Source organism: Stenotrophomonas sp. STEN035, assembly GCF_056759935.1.
Window position 1 is genome coordinate 16,701 of record NZ_JBRRDY010000022.1, and the last position, 16,194, is coordinate 32,894.

At 63.0% G+C, this 16,194-nt stretch carries 14 protein-coding genes; 2 read left to right on the forward strand and 12 right to left on the reverse strand.

Annotated features, from left to right (window positions below; translation table 11 throughout):
• Positions 1-420: 420 nt before the first annotated feature.
• Positions 421-3,183, forward strand: a complete 2,763-nt coding sequence (acnA, locus tag ACVOLL_RS12905) for an aconitate hydratase AcnA (RefSeq protein WP_481513247.1) — start codon at positions 421-423, stop codon at positions 3,181-3,183.
• A gap of 241 nt (positions 3,184-3,424) precedes the next feature.
• Here the strand turns inward: acnA and ACVOLL_RS12910 are convergent, their stop codons facing one another.
• Positions 3,425-3,874 (reverse strand): nuclear transport factor 2 family protein, encoded by a 450-nt coding sequence (locus ACVOLL_RS12910; protein WP_481513248.1) that lies wholly within the window; start codon positions 3,872-3,874, stop codon positions 3,425-3,427.
• Between the two features lie 105 nt (positions 3,875-3,979).
• Between ACVOLL_RS12910 and ACVOLL_RS12915 the strand changes: the two genes are divergently transcribed.
• Entirely contained in the window at positions 3,980-5,662 is a 1,683-nt protein-coding gene (locus tag ACVOLL_RS12915) for a long-chain fatty acid--CoA ligase (protein WP_481513249.1), read from the forward strand.
• A gap of 143 nt (positions 5,663-5,805) precedes the next feature.
• Here ACVOLL_RS12915 and ACVOLL_RS12920 read toward each other — a convergent pair whose 3' ends face one another.
• From ACVOLL_RS12920 to ACVOLL_RS12970, 11 genes are all read right to left on the reverse strand, one after another.
• Positions 5,806-6,423, reverse strand: coding sequence for a single stranded DNA-binding domain-containing protein (locus tag ACVOLL_RS12920; protein WP_481513250.1), 618 nt, complete (start codon positions 6,421-6,423; stop codon positions 5,806-5,808).
• 313 nt (positions 6,424-6,736) lie between these two features.
• Positions 6,737-8,260, reverse strand: a complete 1,524-nt coding sequence (locus tag ACVOLL_RS12925) for a calcineurin-like phosphoesterase C-terminal domain-containing protein (protein ID WP_481513251.1) — start codon at positions 8,258-8,260, stop codon at positions 6,737-6,739.
• 281 nt (positions 8,261-8,541) lie between these two features.
• A complete protein-coding gene (hisIE, locus tag ACVOLL_RS12930) occupies positions 8,542-9,180 on the reverse strand; it encodes a bifunctional phosphoribosyl-AMP cyclohydrolase/phosphoribosyl-ATP diphosphatase HisIE (protein WP_481513252.1) in 639 nt (212 codons plus the stop codon).
• Entirely contained in the window at positions 9,170-9,946 is a 777-nt protein-coding gene (hisF, locus tag ACVOLL_RS12935; RefSeq protein ID WP_481513253.1) for an imidazole glycerol phosphate synthase subunit HisF, read from the reverse strand. Before hisF ends, hisIE begins: the two co-directional genes overlap by 11 nt.
• The gene (hisA, locus tag ACVOLL_RS12940; protein WP_481513254.1) at positions 9,940-10,674 is read right to left on the reverse strand and encodes a 1-(5-phosphoribosyl)-5-[(5-phosphoribosylamino)methylideneamino]imidazole-4-carboxamide isomerase; all 735 of its coding nucleotides are present in this window, start codon (positions 10,672-10,674) and stop codon (positions 9,940-9,942) included. Before hisA ends, hisF begins: the two co-directional genes overlap by 7 nt.
• Positions 10,671-11,270, reverse strand: coding sequence for an imidazole glycerol phosphate synthase subunit HisH (gene hisH / locus ACVOLL_RS12945; RefSeq protein WP_481513255.1), 600 nt, complete (start codon positions 11,268-11,270; stop codon positions 10,671-10,673). The genes hisA and hisH overlap by 4 nt, the downstream gene beginning before the upstream one ends.
• Positions 11,267-12,340 (reverse strand): bifunctional histidinol-phosphatase/imidazoleglycerol-phosphate dehydratase HisB, encoded by a 1,074-nt coding sequence (gene hisB, locus ACVOLL_RS12950; RefSeq protein ID WP_481513256.1) that lies wholly within the window; start codon positions 12,338-12,340, stop codon positions 11,267-11,269. Before hisB ends, hisH begins: the two co-directional genes overlap by 4 nt.
• The gene (hisC, locus tag ACVOLL_RS12955; protein ID WP_481513257.1) at positions 12,337-13,416 is read right to left on the reverse strand and encodes a histidinol-phosphate transaminase; all 1,080 of its coding nucleotides are present in this window, start codon (positions 13,414-13,416) and stop codon (positions 12,337-12,339) included. The genes hisB and hisC overlap by 4 nt, the downstream gene beginning before the upstream one ends.
• A complete protein-coding gene (gene hisD / locus ACVOLL_RS12960) occupies positions 13,413-14,708 on the reverse strand; it encodes a histidinol dehydrogenase (protein WP_481513258.1) in 1,296 nt (431 codons plus the stop codon). The genes hisC and hisD overlap by 4 nt, the downstream gene beginning before the upstream one ends.
• The gene (gene hisG / locus ACVOLL_RS12965; RefSeq protein ID WP_481513259.1) at positions 14,705-15,616 is read right to left on the reverse strand and encodes an ATP phosphoribosyltransferase; all 912 of its coding nucleotides are present in this window, start codon (positions 15,614-15,616) and stop codon (positions 14,705-14,707) included. The genes hisD and hisG overlap by 4 nt, the downstream gene beginning before the upstream one ends.
• A gap of 9 nt (positions 15,617-15,625) precedes the next feature.
• Positions 15,626-15,952, reverse strand: a complete 327-nt coding sequence (locus ACVOLL_RS12970) for a YerC/YecD family TrpR-related protein (RefSeq protein ID WP_481513260.1) — start codon at positions 15,950-15,952, stop codon at positions 15,626-15,628.
• Between the last annotated feature and the right edge of the window lie 242 nt (positions 15,953-16,194).

Sequence of the window (16,194 nt, forward strand, 5' to 3'; positions counted from 1 at the left end):
TACCGGGAAGGCCCCTGCCGAGCATGGCTCGGCACTACAGCCCCCCCCTCCCTTTGGCGCAGCCAAGGGGAGGGGGGGGAGGGGCGGATCCTTTGCCGACTGACGCAGCAGTGGCTTCGCGGCTTACGCCGCTCCTACAAACCTGATTCCCTTGATCGGCTGGGATCTGCTGGTAACGCTCCTGCCGAGCATGGCTCGGCACTACGGGTGCAACGCGCTGCGCACACTACCGCGCCTTGGAACCGTTACATGCGCGCAACAAGCCGTTGCCTAAACTGGGGCCAGCAAACATGAACCGATTGCAGGATGCTTCGTCCATACTCGGACTGGCATTCATAGGCAGAGCCCCACGGCTCTGAAAAGCCCGCGCAGCGCCCACAGCGCCGCCGCAAGCCATCTGTACCAAGAGGAGTCAGCTGTATGAGCGATACATTCTCCACCCGTAGCCAACTGGAGGTTGGCGGCCAGCAGTACACCTACTGCAGCCTTCCCAAGCTCGGCCAGAAGTTCGACATCTCCCACCTTCCCTACTCGATGAAGATCCTGCTGGAGAACCTGCTCCGGCACGAGGACGGCGGCCAGACCGTTGGCCCGGACCACATCGAAGCTGTCGCCCGCTGGAACCCCAAGGCTGAGCCCGATACCGAAATTGCCTTCATGCCGGCGCGCGTGGTGCTGCAGGATTTCACTGGTGTGCCCTGTGTGGTTGACCTTGCAGCGATGCGCGATGCGGTCACCAAGCTCGGCGGCAACGCCGAGCAGATCAACCCACTGATTCCTTCAGAACTGGTCATCGACCATTCCGTGCAGGTCGACGTGTTCGGGCGCCCTGACGCGCTGGACCTCAACGGCAAGATCGAGTTCCAGCGCAACCAGGAACGCTACAGCTTCCTGCGCTGGGGCCAGAAGGCCTTCGAGAACTTCAAGGTGGTGCCACCGAACACCGGCATCGTCCACCAGGTCAACCTGGAAAACCTCGCCCGTGTGGTGATGGAACGGCAGATCGACGGCAGCAACTGGGCCTTCCCGGATACCGTGTTCGGTACCGACTCGCATACCACCATGATCAACGGCATCGGCGTGCTCGGCTGGGGCGTGGGCGGCATCGAGGCCGAAGCCGCGATGCTGGGCCAGCCGTCCTCGATGCTGATCCCGCAGGTGGTCGGCTTCAAGTTGACCGGCAAGCTCCCCGAGGGCACCACCGCTACCGATCTGGTGCTGACCGTCACCCAGATGCTGCGCAAGCTCGGCGTGGTCGGCAAGTTCGTCGAGTTCTACGGCGAGGGCCTGCAGCACCTGCCGCTGGCCGACCGCGCCACCATCGCCAACATGGCCCCGGAATACGGCGCCACCTGCGGCATCTTCCCGATCGATGCGGAATCGCTGAACTACCTGCGCCTGTCCGGCCGCAGCGATGCGCAGATCAACCTGGTTGAAGCCTACGCAAAGGCACAAGGCCTGTGGCACGACGCCAACAGCCCGCATGCGCAATACAGCGCCACGCTGGAACTGGACATGGCCGAGGTCAAGCCGTCGATGGCGGGCCCCAAGCGCCCGCAGGACCGCGTACTGCTGGAAGACGTGCACAGCAACTTCAGCGAAGCACTGAAGGGCCTGACCAGCCACCGCGAGCAACGCAATGGCGACGTATCCGACTTCATCAATGAAGGTGGCGGCGCCGCGGTTGGCAACGAGCAACTGGCCAAGGGCCACGCCGATGTCGTCATCAATGAGCAGCCGGTACGGCTGAAGGATGGCGCGGTGGTCATCGCCGCCATCACCTCCTGCACCAACACCTCCAACCCGGCGGTGATGCTGGGCGCCGGCCTGCTGGCGCGCAACGCGGCGCGGCTGGGGCTCAAAGCCAAGCCGTGGGTCAAGACCTCGCTTGGACCGGGCTCGCGCGTGGTTACCGACTATCTGGAAAAGGCCGGCGTGCTCAACGAGCTTGAGAAGCTGGGCTTCTTCGTGGTCGGCTACGGCTGCACCACCTGCATCGGCAACTCCGGCCCGTTGCCCACCGAAGTCAGCGCCGGTATTGCTGCCGGTGATCTGGTAGTGGCCTCGGTGCTGTCGGGCAACCGCAACTTCGAAGGCCGCGTGCACCCGGAAGTGAAAGCCAACTACCTGGCCTCGCCGCCGCTAGTGGTCGCCTACGCCATCGCCGGCACGGTCCGCATCGACCTGAGCAAGGAGCCGCTGGGCAAGGGCAGCGACGGCCAGGACGTCTACCTGCGCGACATCTGGCCCAGCAACAAGGAAATCGGCGACACCATCGCCGCCACCGTCGGCCCGGAGATGTTCAAGCAGAACTACGCTGATGTGTTCAAGGGCGACACCCGCTGGGCGCAGATCGAATCGCCTGAAGGCCAGGCCTACGAATGGAACAGCGATTCGACCTATATCAAGAATCCGCCCTACTTCGACGGCATGACCATGCAGGTCGGCAGCATCAGCGACATCCACGGCGCGCGGGTGATGGGCCTGTTTGGTGACTCGATCACCACCGACCACATCTCGCCGGCCGGCAACATCAAGAAGGACTCACCTGCCGGCCGCTTCCTGCAGTCGCGTGGCGTGCAGCCGGCCGACTTCAACAGCTACGGCAGCCGCCGCGGCAATGACGATGTGATGGTGCGCGGCACCTTCGCCAACATCCGCATCAAGAACCTGATGTTCGGCGGCGAAGAAGGTGGCAACACGCTGTACTACGCGCCCGGCAGCCAGACCGGCGAAAAGCTGGCCATCTATGACGCCGCAATGAAGTACAAGGCCGACGGCGTGCCGCTGGTGGTACTGGCCGGCAAGGAATACGGCACCGGCTCCTCGCGTGACTGGGCGGCCAAGGGCACCAACCTGCTGGGCGTCAAGGCAGTGATCGCCGAGAGCTTCGAGCGTATCCACCGCTCCAACCTTGTCGGCATGGGTGTGCTGCCGCTGCAGTTCCACGACGGCGAGAACGCACAGACCCTGGGCCTGGATGGCTCGGAAGTGTTTGATGTGACCGGGCTTGACGATGGCAAGGCCAAGATCGCCACCGTCACCGCGACCAAGGCCGATGGCAGCAAGAAGAGCTTCACCGCCAAGGTGCTGCTGCTGACGCCGAAGGAAGTGGAGTACTTCCGTAATGGTGGCTTGCTGCAGTACGTGTTGCGGCAGCTGGCGGCTAAGAAAGCAGCCTGATCTGCTGCGTTGATTGGTTTGTTGGAAGAACGCCCCTTTTGGGGCGTTCTTCTTTCATTGACTGAGGTTTTGCAGCCAGAGCAAGAGCACCCCTCCCCAACCCTCCCCTTGGCTACGCCAAAGGGAGACAAGCAAGGGCTGCTCTGCCCCCTCCCTTTGGCGTAGCCAAGGGGAGGGCTGGGGAGGGGTGCCTTTGCGCTCTAAAGCTTCAAAACATTAAACCACCTGCCAAGCCAGCAGCTCACCCTTCCCCACCCACCGGTCCCCAATCCGCGCTATACACCTGCCACTCCCCATCCTGCTCGCGCCAACCAGTAACCACTTCCTGCATCTGCCCGCGCTCGGGCAGCAGCCCTTGGCTGCCACCCGTCAGCAGTACAGTGAAGCGCACCGTCGCAGTACCACCCTCGCCCATCTCCACCCGCAACGGCCCGGTCTGCACCCCCACCTTGGCATTGAGCAACAACTGCCCGCGCAGCAGACGCTCCATCCCGGCGCGATCCAAACCCTCGTTGCCGACGAAGTCTTCGGCCACCGCCTCCATGAAGTCGCCAGGCTTGCCGGCCTCCACGCTTTTTTGCATTGCAGCAAAACTTTCGCGCAGGCGCTGTTCCGGTGGGTCGCGGCCGCAAGCGGCCAGCAAAAGCATGATCACCGCACAAAGCATGCAGTTGAAGACTGATCGCATCATCTATCCCTTCGCCTTTTCAATTCGGAACGGTATGCTGGCAACAATAACGCCGGTGCCCGATGATCGGGCCTGGCCACTAGATCATTCCATTTCCTGGAGGGGAAGATGACGCAAGAACGTCCTTGGCTGCAGAGCTACCCGGCTGGTGTACCGGCTGAAATCGACGTCAACGAATTCCACTCCGTCGCCGATGTGTTCAATGCCTCGGTCGCCAAGTTCCGTGATCGCCCGGCCTACTCCAACTTCGGCAAGGTGCTGACCTATGGCGAAGCGGACGTTCTGGTTACCCAGTTCGCTGCCTACCTGCTGGGCGAACTGCAGCTGAAGAAGGGCGACCGCGTTGCGATCATGATGCCCAACTGCCTGCAGTACCCGATTGCCATCTTCGGCATCCTGCGCGCCGGCCTCACCGTGGTGAACGTCAACCCGCTGTATACCGCGCGTGAGCTCAAGCACCAGCTGGTCGATGCTGGTGTCTCCGTGCTGCTGGTCGTCGACAACTTCGGCGACACCGTGCAACAGGTCATCGCCGATACACAGGTCAAGCAGGTCATCACCACCGGCCTGGGCGACATGCTCGGCTTCCCCAAGGGCCCCATCGTCAACTTCGTACTGAAGTACGTGAAGAAGATGGTGCCGGACTACGATCTGCCCAAGGCCATCCGCTTCAAGGATGCGCTGAAGCTGGGCAAGCGCCACAGCATGCCGGTAGTCGAGGTGGACCACGACGACATCGCCTTCCTGCAGTACACCGGCGGCACCACCGGCGTGGCCAAGGGCGCGATGCTGACCCACCGCAACCTGATCGCCAACATGCAGCAGGCCTCGGCCTGGATCGGTGCCTCGGGCGTCAAGCCGGGCGAGGAAGTGATCATCACCGCGCTGCCGCTGTACCACATCTTCGCATTGACGGCGAACGGCCTTGTCTTCATGAAGCTTGGCGGCCTGAACTACCTGATCACCAACCCACGCGACATGAAGGGCTTCATCAAGGAGCTCAAGAACAATCGCTTCACCGCCATCACCGGCGTCAACACGCTGTTCAACGGCCTGCTCAACACCGAGGGCTTCGATGAAGTCGACTTCTCCAATCTGAAGTTCGCACTCGGCGGCGGCATGGCCGTGCAGCGCGCTGTGGCCGACAAGTGGAAGAAGGTCACCGGCGTCACTCTGGTGGAAGCCTACGGCCTGACCGAGACTTCACCGGCTGCCTGTATCAACCCGCTGGATCTGAAGGAATACAACGGCGCCATCGGCTTGCCGATCCCGTCCACCGAAGCCTGCGTCAAGACCGACGATGGGCAGATGGTAGCGACGGGTGAAGTGGGCGAACTGTGCATCCGCGGTCCGCAGGTGATGAAGGGCTACTGGCACCGCCAGGATGAGACCGACAAGGTCATGGATGCCGACGGCTGGTTGCATACCGGCGACATGGCGCGCATGGACGAGAACGGCTTCTTCTATATCGTCGACCGCAAGAAGGACATGATCCTGGTGTCCGGCTTCAACGTCTACCCGAATGAAATCGAGGACGTGCTGGCGATGATGCCGGGCATCCTGGAAGTGGCCGCCGTTGGTGCTCCCAACGAGAAGTCGGGCGAAGTGGTGAAGGTGGTCATCGTCAAGAAGGACCCCAGCCTCACCGAGGAGCAGGTGAAGGAATTCGCCCGCGCAAACCTGACCGGTTACAAGCACCCGCGCATCGTTGAGTTCCGCAAGGAACTGCCCAAGACCAACGTCGGCAAGATCCTGCGCCGCGAGCTGCGCGACGCCAAGCCGGAAGCTTGATGCTTCGAGCTTGATCTCTAAAAGCCTCCTCGGAAACGGGGAGGCTTTTTTGTGCATGTGATCTGCTCGCGAGCGAGCCCTGATAGCCGCTTGCAGCGTCCTGCTTGTCAGCGACGGCCGGCGTTCGCTGCAACAAAGACGTATTAGAGCCGCATGCCTTCGCGGGACTCATCGTCACCATTACCTGCAAAGGTGACAGGTACGATTGCTGCAGCGCGCTCATCAGACCCAACCAGCGTCAGCGACATCGCCGCGATGGCGGTAACCATCCCGCCCGCATCGCCGCGCGAAACCCGATGACCGGTGCTGCGCGGCTGATCAGCTACCTGCAGCTGCGGCAACTCCACCACGGTACCGCGTACGGCTACCCGATCACCGGTGCGGAGCCGCGAGCCCATGCGCATGGTGAACTCTGCCTCGGCCGGCATGTTGATCGAGGTGTCGTAGCCCTGATCCAGCACGAACACCCCATCGGATGTAGCCGGATTGCCATCGCCCTCGTCCTGCAGGAACCAACCGATGGTGGGCGTGCCACGATCACCTTCGCCCAGGGTTTCCTTGAGCTCCTGACCGATGTCGTCGCTGTCGCCCATCAGGTTGCGCACCACGATACCTTCGATCAGCACCTCGCTGCCAAGCAGCGGGCTGCTCGCACCCTGCCCTTGCACCTGCCCGATCAGCTGACGTGCCGGGTCCATCGGTTCGACGTTGGATTGGGCGCCTGGCAGCGGGAAGCCACAACCGCTCGTAACCAATGCCATGCCAAGAATCGTGGGTTTTACTGCAGCTGTCTTCCAACGCATAGCGTCCGTGCACCCTGCTTTTGTAGGAGCGGCGTGAGCCGCGAAACTCGTAGATTGTCAGATTACAAAAGTACCTGGAACAGCCGCATTCCCGGCTTCGCGGCTGATGCCGCTCCCACAAACATCAACCCAAGCGCCAGCCGGCAAACTGCCCAAGCTTGTGGGAGCGGCGTCAGCCGCGAACCTAGTACATCATCAGATTGCAGAGATTCCTTGACTGCAAGCATTGCCTGCTCCGCGGCTGACGCCGCTCCCACAACAGCCCTTGTTGTCAGGGCTGTGCGGCCTGCAGCCGGTAGCTGGCCTGGCTACGGTACTCCACGCCATTCAAGGTAGTGCGCACTTCCACCGCGTGCTCGCCCTCACTGAGCTTGGTCGGCAATGCGGCACGCCACAGGTGGTTGGACGGCACTGCTTCCGGCGTACGATCGTAGCCACGCAGACTGTCCGCAAGATCATCGGCAATGTTCTCCACCAACAAACGCGGGTCAGCCTGCTTGACCTGTTTCATCGGCTGCCACTCGCCGCCATCCACACGGAATTCCACCGGCAGGCCGTCATAGCCCATGAACACATTGGCGTAGATGCCCCAGGCCGGATACGCACCCTGCCGCAGCACCTTCGGCGCATGCAAGGCGATCTGCTGATCTGCCGGCGCGCGGGCAACACGGTATTCAACGCTGTACTGGCCTTGCGGGCGAACATTGAGCAGACCGTAGCCATTGGGCGTGCCGTCGGCCATGGTGGTATCGGGAATACCCTGTGCATCCTTCACCCCGGACCAGAACGCACCACAGGCGGCGCCGACATTGTATTCGTGCAGCGGCTTGGTGCCGTTCCAACCCTGCTGCGCGCTCCAGAACACCTGGCTCTGGTTGTGGGTATGGCCACTGACAATCAGCGGATGCGGCACCTCTTCCAGCAGTTTGAACAGACGGGCGCGATCTTCCGCACGGTAGACGTGGTCGAACAGCGGGATATGGAAGCCCAGCACCACCAGCTTGTCCTTGGGAATGGTGGGCAGGTACGCCTCGAGGAAGGCGAACTGATCCTCGCGCAGACCGCCGACATAAGCAGGCTTCTGCCCAGGCTGGGCAATGATGTCGTCCATGCCGATGAACACCATCGAGGCCTCTTCCCAGGCGTAGGTGTCCGGGCCAAGCTGGCGATGGAAACTGGCCAGCGAATCGGCGTCGCTGCTCGCACCCAGATCCATGTCGTGGTTGCCGGGGACGTGCAGCCACGGCACGCCCAGCGAAGTGACCGCCTTCGTCAGCGCCGGATAGAGGCTGGGGTCATCATTGGTGATGTCACCCAGGGTCATGCCCAGACGCGCCTGATGCTTGCCACGCAGCGGCTCGATGATGTCGCGCTCGAAGTAGCCTACGTCCAGGGCCGTGCTGGTCTGGCTGTCGGCCAGCAGCAGGGCCTGGAAGCTGCTGGGTGCGTTCTTTTCTGGCTTCAGCGCGAACGGCCGGCACTGCTGGTCGCCCTCGCCCACCTGTGGTCGCCAGATGTCCGGCAGGCCGTCTGCACGTTTGGCAGCGCTGTAACCGGCCGGCTTGATGATGAAGATATTGGGCTGGTTGGAGGCTGGCAGCTGGTAGCGACCGTCCCTGCCGGTGCTGACGATGTGCTCGCCATCGGAAACACGGATGCCAGCCAGCGGCTTCTCGCCTGCGTCCTGCTGGCCATTGCCGTTGCTGTCGAGGAAAACCACCCCACCGGCGCAGGAAGCGCTCGCGGCAAAGGGCATACAAGCCAGCAACAGAGCGGTTGGCAGGGATGGGCGCATGGAGTCCTCGACGACAATGGGCAGGCACCCATTATCGCCCCGGGATGCTGCAAAGGCATTGCGGCAGGTGGCGAACGATACCTGTAGAGCCGAGCCATGCTCGGCTGGGCCTTACCGGTGGCGTCTGGCTTTTCCTGTAGAGCCGAGCCATGCTCGGCTAGGCCTTACCGGTGGCGTTAGGTTTTCCCTGTAGAGCCGAGCCATGCTCGGCTGGGCCTTACCGGTGGCGTTTGGGTTTCCCTGTAGAGCCCCTGCCGAGCATGGCTCGGCACTACAGCTGCTCAGCTTGCGGCCTTTTCAACAGCCTTGGCGTGGCGGTCTTCGAGCACGCAGATAGCGTCGTCCAGTGACAGGCCGCGCGCGCGCAGAAGCACGATCAGGTGGAACAGCAGGTCGGCGGATTCGCCCAACAATTCGTCATCGCGCTGTACGACGCCGGCCAACGCGGTTTCCACGCCCTCTTCGCCCACTTTCTGCGCGATATGGCGTGCGCCCTTCTCGAACAGCTTGGTGGTATAGCTGTTGAGCGGACGGTCGTGCTCGCGCTGTTTGATCAGGGCATTCAATGCACCGAGGAAGTTGCCCGGTGCGGCGCTGAAGCAGCTGGTCTCGCCGGTGTGGCAGGTGGGTCCGTGCGGGCGCACGGTGACCAGCAAGGTATCGTTGTCGCAATCGCTGCGGATGTCGACCAGATCCAGATGGTTACCGGAGCTCTCACCCTTGGTCCACAAACGCTTCTTGCTGCGGCTGAAGAAGGTGACCTTGCCGCTGCTGCGGGTGGTTTCCAATGCGTCGCGGTCCATGTAGCCAAGCATCAGCACGCGCAGTGTGGCTTCGTCCTGGATGATGACCGGGATCATGCCGTTGACCTTGTCCCAGTCCAATGCGGCCGGATCAACCGGCTTGAATTCAGTAGACATCCCTAACCTCGATTTGTTGTTCGCGCAGGAACTGCTTCAGTTCCGGAATTGCAATGGCGCCGGAGTGGAACACACTGGCAGCCAATGCCCCGTCAACGTCAGCCTGTTCGAATACATCGGCGAAATGCTGCGGCGTGCCCGCGCCGCCAGAGGCGATCAACGGAACCGTGCACAGCGCCCGGGCCTGGCGCAACTGTGCAATATCGTACCCCTTGCGCACGCCGTCGCTGTCCATGCAGTTCAGCACTATTTCACCTGCGCCGTGGGCTTGTACTTCACGCACCCAGTCCAAGGTGAGCCTTGCTTCGGCGCGGGTCTTGCTTGGGTCGCCGGTATAAGAGCGCACCCGCCACTGGCCGTCGAGCTCGCGGATGGAGTCGATGCCAATCACTACGCATTGTTGGCCGAAGGCTTCAGCGAGCTCTGCAATCAACTGCGGGCGTTCCAGCGCTGGCGTATTGATGGAAATCTTGTCGGCACCGGAATGGAGCACGGCGCGCGCGGTTTCGACATCGCGTATGCCGCCGGCCACGCAAAATGGAATGTCGATCAAACGCGCCACCCGCTCAATCCAGGCGCGGTCTACCGAGCGGCCTTCCGGGCTAGCGGAGATGTCGTAGAACACCAGCTCATCAGCACCCTGATCGCGGTAGCGCAGCGCCAACTCGGTGATGTCACCCATGTCGATGTGGTCACGGAATTTGACCCCCTTGACCACGCGGCCTTCGCGCACGTCCAGGCAGGGAATGATGCGCCGGCTCAGCATGACAAGGCCTCATCCAGCTGCAGGCGCCCTTCAAGCAGCGCCTTGCCCAGCACCGCACCGCCGCAACCTGCTGCCTTGGCAGCGCGGATGTCGTCGGCATCGCGCACGCCGCCCGAAGCCTGCACAGCAACGCCCGGCAACAATTTCGCAAGATGTGCGTACAACTCGATGTTCGGTCCGGACAACATGCCGTCACGGGAGATGTCGGTGCACAGCAGGTGCTTCATGCCGGCCTGCGCGTAGCGCTGGGCCAACTCATCCAAGGTCACGTCTGCGGTTTCGGTCCAGCCGTGCACTGGCAGCCGCCACACGCCATCTTCGCCCTGTCGGGTGTCCAGCGCGATGGTCAGCTGCTCGGCACCGAACTCAACCAGCCAGCCCAACACCTGCTCGGGCTGGCGCACCGCCAAGGAACCGATCACCACGCGACTGGCACCTGCATCAAGCATGCGCGCCACATCATCACGGCCGCGCACGCCGCCGCCAGTCTGCACCTTCAGCGTGGTGGTCGCCGCGATCTGCTGCAGCAAGGGGGCCAGGGTATAGCCGCCGGCCTTTGCCGCATCCAGATCGACCAGATGCATCCATTTGGCGCCAGTTGCCGCAAATGCCTGCGCACGCGGCAAGGCATCGTCACCGTAAGTGGTCTGCTTGGCGTAATCGCCCTGCAGCAGGCGCACAACGCGGCCGTCACGGATATCCAGCGCGGGGTAAACAGTGAAGCTCATGCGGCAATCTCAAGAAAGTTCTGCAGGATGCGTGCGCCAGGGCCGGCCGAACGCTCGGGGTGGAACTGCGCGCCGCATAGACGTTCGCGCTGTACCACCGCAGTAAACAAGCCGCCGTGATGGCAGGCCGCCACGGTGTCAGAGGTGACTGGAGCGGCGTAGCTGTGCACGAAATAGGCGCTGGAGCCAAGCGGAACACCATCCAGCAGCGGCGATCCGCGCAAGGCCAGCAACTTGTTCCAGCCCATATGCGGCACCCGTACACCAACGCCGGGATGCAGGCGGCGGACGATACCCGGCAACAGGCCCAGGCACTCCACATCGCCCTCTTCGGAGCGCTCGAACAGCAACTGCATGCCAAGGCAGATACCCATCAGCGGCACCTGCAGCTCGCGCAATGGCTGCACCAGCCCCTGCGCATGCAAGCGTCGCATGCCCTCGGCCGCAGCACCCACGCCCGGCAGGATCACCCGTTCAAGACCGACCAGATCGGCAGGTGCGCGCACCATCTGCACGTCAACCTGCAGCCGCTCCAATGCGTAGCGCACCGATCCCAGGTTCGCGCCGCCAGCATCAACCAGGCCGACCCTGCTCACAGCGCGCCCTTGGTGGAGGGCAGCTCGGTGCCTTCCTTGCGAATGGCCTGGCGCAGGGCGCGCGCCAAGGCCTTGAAGCAGGCTTCAACCTTGTGGTGATCGTTGTCCCCTTCCACCTTGAGGTTGAGGTTCAAGCCGCTGGCATCGCATAGCGAGCGGAAGAAATGCGGCACCAGTTCAGTCGGCATGTCGCCAACGCGCTCACGCTTGAACTCGCCGTCGAATACGAAGTACGGGCGGCCGCTGAAATCCAACGCGGCGCTGGCCAAGGTCTCGTCCATCGGCAAGGTAAAGCCGTAGCGACCAATGCCGCGCTTGTCGCCGAGCGCTTCACGCAAGGCCTGGCCCAACGCGAGACCGGTGTCTTCAATGGTGTGGTGTTCGTCGATATGCAGGTCGCCCTTGGCTTCCACTTCCAGCGCGAAGCCGCCGTGGCGGCCGATCTGATCCAGCATGTGGTCGAAGAACGGCAGGCCGGTGTTGATCTTCGAGCTGGCGACTTTGTCCAGGTCGACGAACACGCGGATCTGGGTCTCCTTGGTATCGCGCTGGACCGTAGCCCGGCGCGGCGCATCGGCCAGCTCGTGGGCGATCGCATCCCAATCCCATTCACCACCAAACTGCTCGGTGCGCAGCTGGAAGCCACGAATCTTCATGTTGTCGGCGAACTGGATGTCGGTGGGACGATCACCGACCATGCCCGAGCGCGCCCAATCGATGCTGCGGTCCTGCAGATACGACACCATCATGCCGATGCCCGGCTTGCGGTTGGGGCTGTTGTCCTGCGGCCAGCTCGGGTCAACCAGCACGTCGCGAAAGTGTATGCCCTGGCTGGCAAAGATCTGCAGCATCAAGTCGTTCGGACCGTCGAAACTGGCCTGCGGATAACCTTCGGTTCCAAGGCCGTCCTGGTTGGAGACGATGACGAACTGGTAGCCGGCATCACGCAGCTTCAGCATCGCCGGGATCACATTCTTGACGAAGCGGATCTTCTCGTAGGCGTCGATCTGGAAGTCGGCCGGCTCCTCGATCAAGGTGCCATCGCGATCGACAAACAGAATGGGGGTCATGCGGTGAGCTCCAGCGTGGCAAGTGCGTCGAGGACGCGGTCGTTCTGTTCGGGGGTGCCCAGGGTGATGCGCAGGGCGTCCTGCAACTGCGGCGCGGCGCGCTGATCACGCACCACCACACCAGCATTCAGCAAGGCTTGAAACGCTGCTTCGGCATCGTTGAAGCGCACCAGCAGGAAGTTCGCATCCGAGCCGTAAACATGGCGTACACAAGGTTGCAGCGCCAAAGCAATGCGCAACCGGCTGCGCTCGCTGCGGACAGTGGCGATGCGGGCGCGGGTCTGGGACACCGCCGTCTCATCCAGCCCGGCAAGCGCGAGCACAGAGCATGGCGTGGGGATGGGATACGGCGCTTGGCAGCGCCGCAGCACAGCGATCAGTGCAGCATCGGCAATCACACTACCAATACGCACCGCAGCCAATGCGTGCGCCTTGGACAAGGTGCGCAGCACCGCGATGTTGTCGAAGCGATCCATCAAAGTAATCGCGGATGGCTCGTCGGCAAACTCGCCGTAGGCTTCGTCAACCACCACCAGTGCCTGGCCGCGAAGCGCCTCGGCCACGGCCCGCACCTGCTGCAACGGAATGCTCGAGCCCCCAGGATTGGACGGCGAGCACAGGAAAACCAGCTTGGCATTGCCCTGCTTGGCAGTGGCAATGATGGCGTCGATATCAGGCACCAGCCCCGCCTCGGTATCCAGCAGCGGCACTTCCAGTGCGGGTGCATTCTGCAGCCGCGCACTGACCGCATACATGCCGAACACCGGCGGCGTATAGAGCACGGCATCGCGACCGGGAACGCACAGGGCGCGCACCAGCAGATCGATGGCTTCATCGCTGCCGCGACCGATCAGTAACTGCTCGGGCTGGCAGCCATACAAGCCTGCCAGACGCTCGCGCAGGTGCTGCGGCTGCGGATCTGGGTAACGACGGCAACTGGCATCTGCATCGCCAGGATTCGCCCATGCCGATTCATTGGCATTGAGCCAGATATCGCCCTGCAGCTTGGCGCTACGCGCGGAGGAGTAACCACCAAAGTCACGCAGGTCCTCACGTACCAGGTCGAGCACACTCACGGTGCAACTCCGAGCCGCAGCGCTACCGCATTGGCGTGTGCACCCAGGCCTTCGGCACGGGCCAAGGTCAGCGCACACGGACCAATGCCGGCAATACCTTCGCGGCTGGCGGCCTGCACGCTGATCTGGTTCTGGTAACTGGCGACGCTGACACCGCTGTAAGCGCGGGCCGCGCCGGCGGTGGGCAACACGTGATTGGTGCCTGAGCAATAGTCACCCAACGCTTCGGGCGTGTAGTCGCCGAGGAACACCGAGCCGGCTGCTTCCACCTTGTCCAGCCACTGACGCGGCTCGCGCAGGGCCAGGATCAAATGCTCGGGCGCGTAGCGGTTGGAAATTTCAAATGCCTGCGCAATCGAATCAAGCTTGACCAGCAGCGATGCGCCCAGGGCCTGGCGGGCAATCGCCTCGCGGCTGAGCTGGGCAACCTGGGCTTCAACTTGATCCTGCACGGCTGCAATCATCGCGGCATCATCACTGAGCAACAGCACCTGCGAATCCGGGCCATGCTCGGCCTGTGAGAGCAGATCGGCGGCAACGAACGCGGGGTTCGCGCCGGCATCGGCGATCACCAGCACTTCCGAAGGACCAGCCGGCATGTCGATGGCGGCAGCACCGGACTGGGCGACCTGCTGCTTGGCCTCGGTAACGAAGCCATTGCCGGGGCCAAACAGCTTGTCGCAGGACGGCACAGACTCGGTGCCGTACGCCATGGCCGCAATGGCCTGCGCGCCGCCGATCTTGAACACGCGATGCACGCCGGTCAGGCGCGCGGCCACCAGCACTGCGGGATCGGCCGTGCCGTCCTTGCGCGGCGGCGTGCACAGCACCACTTCGCGGCAGCCTGCCAGCTTAGCCGGCACGCCCAGCATCAGCGCGGTTGATGGCAGCGGAGCGCTGCCAGCGGGCACGTACAGGCCAACGCGGGAAATCGGACGGATGACTTTTTCGCAGACCACGCCGGGTGCGGTTTCCACACTGTACGGCTGTGCGATGCCTGCACGGTGAAAGACATCAATGCGCTCGGCAGCCTGTTGCATGGCGATGCGCAACTCGGCGGAGACGGCCAGTTCGGCGGCAGCAAACTCGGCTTCACTGACTTCAAAGCGTTCCGGCGCAATGCCATCGAAACGTTCGGTGATTTCGCGCAATGCCGCGTCGCCACGGCTGCGCACCTGCTCGATCAAACCAGCGACCGACTCACGGGTCTGCGCGGCAACAGTCTGTACTGGACGGGTCAGAGCGCGCGCCTGCGCATCGGCGTCTAGCGCGTTCCAATCGAGGATGTTCATACCAGCGACTTCTCCACGGCCAACACCATCAAGCCTTGCGCGCCGGCACGTTCCAGTTCTTCCAGCCGCTGCCAGCTCAAAGCGCCACTGCACATGGTCTGCAGGCGCACGGCATCGCCCTGCCCCGGCAGGCGCAGCAGCGGCTCGGCATCAGGCAACAGGCGGGCCAGTTCTTCAACGCGTTCCTCGGCGGCCGAGAACATCAGCAGTTTCTGGTCCTGCACCTTGCTCAAACCATCGAGGCGTCGCAGCAGCATCGCCATCAGGCCCGCGCGGGCGTCATCAAGCTCGTGTACCGGCCCGGCGAGTACTGCTTCACTTTCGAGCAGTACTTCCACCGGCTTGAGTTGGTTGGCAGCCAGCGTGGCGCCGCTGGAAACCAGATCGCAGATGACTTCAGCTGTGCCCAGCTTCGGCGCGATCTCCACCGAGCCTGACAGCTCCACCACCTGCGCGTCGATGCTCTGCTGCTTCAGCCATGCGGTAAGGATGGCCGGATAGCTGGTGGCGATGCGCTTGCCCTGCAGCATCTGCACACCCTGCCAATCCCAGTCTTCCGGCACTGCGATCATCAAACGGCAGGAACCGAAACCGAGCCCACGCAGTGGCTGGTACGCATCAGCCAAACCGACCTGGCGACGGGCCTTGGCCTGTTCGTCCAGCTCGTTCAGGCCGACCACACCCAGGTCGCAGACGCCGTCGGCGATCAAACCCGGGATGTCGTCGTCACGCACCAGCAGCAGGTCCACCGGCAACGATTCGCCGAAGCAGAACAGCTTGTCGCGACTCTGCCGCCAGCTCAGCCCACAAGCCGCCAACAGGCTGCGCGCGGGATCGGCCAAGCGGCCGCTTTTCTGAATGGCGATACGCAGCCGGTCACGTGCCGGGGCGGAGGTTGAAGCACTCATGGGGTTATCTCAGTTGGATTCGGTTTTGCGCGTGGCGAGGCGGTCGATGGCGGCGGCATAGCCGCCGGCACCGTGCTCGAGCGAACGCGCGACCCGGCCGATGGTGGTGACACTCACCCCGGTCAAGTCATAGATCTCGCGGTAGGGCACACCTTTGCGCAGCAAAGGCACCACGCGCCAGCGGTCGGCCATGGCCTCCAGCTCGGCCGGCGTGCACAGATCGCGCAGGAAGGCCTGCACGTCCTGCGGCTTGTCCAAAGCGGCCAAAGCGCGCGCCAACGCCTTCAATGGGGCGTCGGATGGTTTTTCTCGCTCGGTGTCGGGGCGTGGCTTCATGATGTATCAATGTAATAGCGTGCTATTACATTAGTTCGAAACAGACCCTGAGTCAAACCGCCACCCGGTATCCGACATGGGGTTTTCCCGGTAATGCCCCAGCCGAGCATGGCTCGGCTCTACAAGGGAAGCGCGCACGGAAGCGAAACCAGCGAAAGCCCAGCCCCTCCCCAGCCCTCCCCTTCGCTGCGCAAAAGGGAGGGAGCGGAAGCGGTAGTGCCGAGCCATGCTCGGCAAGGGGC